The following is a 2,773-nucleotide window of genomic DNA, read 5'->3' on the forward strand; positions in this document are numbered from 1 at the left end:
CTAGTCGGGCCATTCGGAGAGGTCATACACGTCCAGGGCGGCTGCGGTCGCCGCTTGGACATCCCGCTTCCGGAAGGCATTGATCAGCCGTTGCCGTTGCTCCGAGGAAAGCGTCTCGGGACGTGGCACGGGGATGCGTCGAAGGTATTGCGCTTGGAACCGAAGCGTCTTTCCACGCATCTTCACCGCATATGCATCTACGAAGGCTTCCGCCACCTTAGAGAGCAAGAGCCCGCCGAGCACTTCGAGATCCCAGGTCTCGGAGGTGATGAAGTAGAGGTTGTGATGCGGGTAGTAGCCGCCGTTGTCCAGGACAGGATGACTGCTCAGCTTCATGTCGGGAAACAGCAGCTTGGGACGCTGGGCAAGGCCGGACTCGACCTTGTCAATGGTCTTGTACCACTTCTCTGGGTTCTTCTTGGCGATGTAACGGCCTCTCAGCGCAGCGGCGCTCTTCTCGAAGTAGGCCCGGAGCTTGGGGTAGTCGTTCAGTTTGACGAGCTGGCCGTTCGAGCTCCATGGATTGACGAGGTAGTGCCCGGACCACTCGAAGACCCCGCTTGTGGTGTCGCGCACCATCGACAGCGGAAGCAAACGGTCAAGCTCGACGATATCAGGATCACGGGTGATGAAAACCTTGTCGGCACCGGTCGCAACGCCGATACCGACCCTGACGCCCGAGGCACGATCACCCAAGACTGTGAACCGCTCAGTCATGTCCTCAAGTACGGCAAGGCGGGCTGGAGACCCCGTGGGCCACAAGTCGGATCCTGAGAACCAGTGGGGCAACCGTGCCGCTTGGTAGGAGCCGGCCCGCTTCGGGCCGTCCTCACCGTGCCGAATCCAGGTGGTCAGTTCATGTGCAGCGGACTCGCCGAAGTCTCGTGTGGTGTCCGCAGCTACCGCGGACCCTTGGCGGCCTTGTCGGATCACGGTCACGGCGGGATAGGCAGAGACCTGTTCTTCGAAAGCGTCCACATCATGCATGGTCACGCACACGTCCACGGCGAACTCGTCGGTGACCAACCGGCGGAGCTCTCTGCCGTACTGGTTGCGCATCCAGCGGTCGGCGCAGATGAAGCCGAGCCGCCCGCCGTCGCGCAAGGAGCGAAGGCCCGCCTCGAAGAAGCCGATGTAGATATCAGCCCTGCCTACCATGGTCGGGTACAAGGCGCGGTAGAGGTTCGTCCGGGCCTCGGGTACGTCCTCCAGGCGGATATAGGGAGGGTTGCCTACCACGAAATCCACCTGCTCAGAGTCTGTCTGCTCCAACAGGTAATCGGCTTGGCGAATCCACGCTTCAGCCACCGTTTCGGCCTCGGCAGGGTCCCATCCCTCGTCGGACAGAATGCCCGTGACCAGGCTTCTCGCTTGGGCAACGTTCCTGGACAGCAGGTCGAAGGCCCGGACGGCGCCCAACGCATCGAGGAGAGGCCGTTCATGCTTCCGGCACGACTCACTCACGCGGCGTGCGATGCCAGCGAGGAAGGCCCCTGCCCCGCATGCCGGTTCGACAAGGCGTAGCGCCGACAGGTCCCGATCGGGCCGGTAGTCGACGAGATCGAGGATCATCTCAACGATCCATCGGCGGGTGAACACCTCTCCGTGCTCTACCGCTTCATCGGGGATCTCAGCAAGCACTGTCCAGGGGACGATGCCCGCATTTGGGATGAGAGGTGTCATATCGCCACCTTAGGGGATTGTGGTGATCAACAGTCGCACAGGCACCTGTCGAACAACCAGGATCATGGGTAAAGGGTTGCGGTCGCAGACTTAACTGTGGCTTGAGAAGACTGCCCGCCTGTACTCTTGATCGCCATCTGAACACAGCAGAGCGGGCCAAGGGGAACACCAGGCGTGCGCAGAGAAGATGTCCAACGGGTAGTCGAAGCGTTCTGGGTCACGCGAGGAGCACAGGAAGCCGCACTCGAGGACCAGGGACGGGCAGGCGGGGCCGCCCGCGCCAACACACACATGAGCAGTATCACAAAATTAGTCGCTCAGGAGTTCGTGAAAGCTGGAATTTCCGAAGAGTGCATCATTGAGCGACGTCCGTATCTTCCCGGCTACTATCGAGTGCGCAAGCAGTGGGATTTAGTTGTGGTTTGCGACGGGATCCTGGTTGCCGCGATCGAATTCAAATCTCAAGTCGGCGGCGTATCAAAGAACATCAATAACCGGTTCGAGGAGGCGCTAGGAACGGCAACAGATACACATGCTGCACAGACGAAAAACGAAGCGTTCGGACAGGTCCCACCCTGGCTAGGGTACGTGTTCGTGCTCCAGGAGACAAGCGAGACCGAGCAGGAAAACCGCTCGGTCAAGGCGCTGTTCCCGACAGACCCCGCATTTAAGGGCATGTCATACAATCAGCGATATCAGGAGATGGTTAAGCGTTTCATCGGTGATGGTGTCTACCACGCAGGGTGGTTTATCGCCACGAAGCGCACCGAGGAAGGCATCATCTACACCGAACCCCTTGCTACCGCGACCGCAGAGGCCTTTGCCGTGCAGATCAAAGGTCGCGTCGACTACGTCAACACCGTACGCAAGGCCAGTAAGACCCGCAGCACTGCCGAATAACGCTCATAGGGATCAAGGGCGGCGCTGCGCGCCGCCTCGCGGCCCATCGCCCGCTCGGCGGCCGGGCATGCGGCCTGGGGGCCGGTCCCGGCCGCCGGCAGCTCGGGTCCGCCCGCCACTATCCACTCCACCTCGAACCAACTTGCCGCAGCCCGACCGACACCGCCGCGAGACAATGCGACCCTTTACT

The 2,773-nt window shown here is 61.1% G+C and carries 2 protein-coding genes; one reads left to right on the forward strand and one right to left on the reverse strand.

The genetic code is table 11. From position 1 onward, the window contains the following. Positions 1 to 1,683: an Eco57I restriction-modification methylase domain-containing protein gene (locus AP234_RS34100; protein ID WP_083502684.1), complete on the reverse strand. Its 1,683-nt coding sequence runs from the start codon at positions 1,681 to 1,683 to the stop codon at positions 1 to 3. Positions 1,684 to 1,857: 174 nt separating this feature from the next. On the opposite strand from AP234_RS34100, the gene AP234_RS35740 reads away from it, so the two are divergent. Beyond that, a complete protein-coding gene (locus tag AP234_RS35740) occupies positions 1,858 to 2,583 on the forward strand; it encodes a PaeR7I family type II restriction endonuclease (RefSeq protein ID WP_083502685.1) in 726 nt (241 codons plus the stop codon). Positions 2,584 to 2,773 lie beyond the last annotated feature (190 nt).

The organism is Sphaerimonospora mesophila (assembly GCF_001417795.1).
Classification (GTDB): domain Bacteria; phylum Actinomycetota; class Actinomycetes; order Streptosporangiales; family Streptosporangiaceae; genus Sphaerimonospora; species Sphaerimonospora mesophila.

What these genes read in the sequence shown, in the direction of transcription:
- AP234_RS34100 (WP_083502684.1), bottom strand. Translation starts at nt 1,683, where the DNA reads ATGACACCTCTCATCCCAAATGCGGGCATCGTCCCCTGGACAGTGCTT.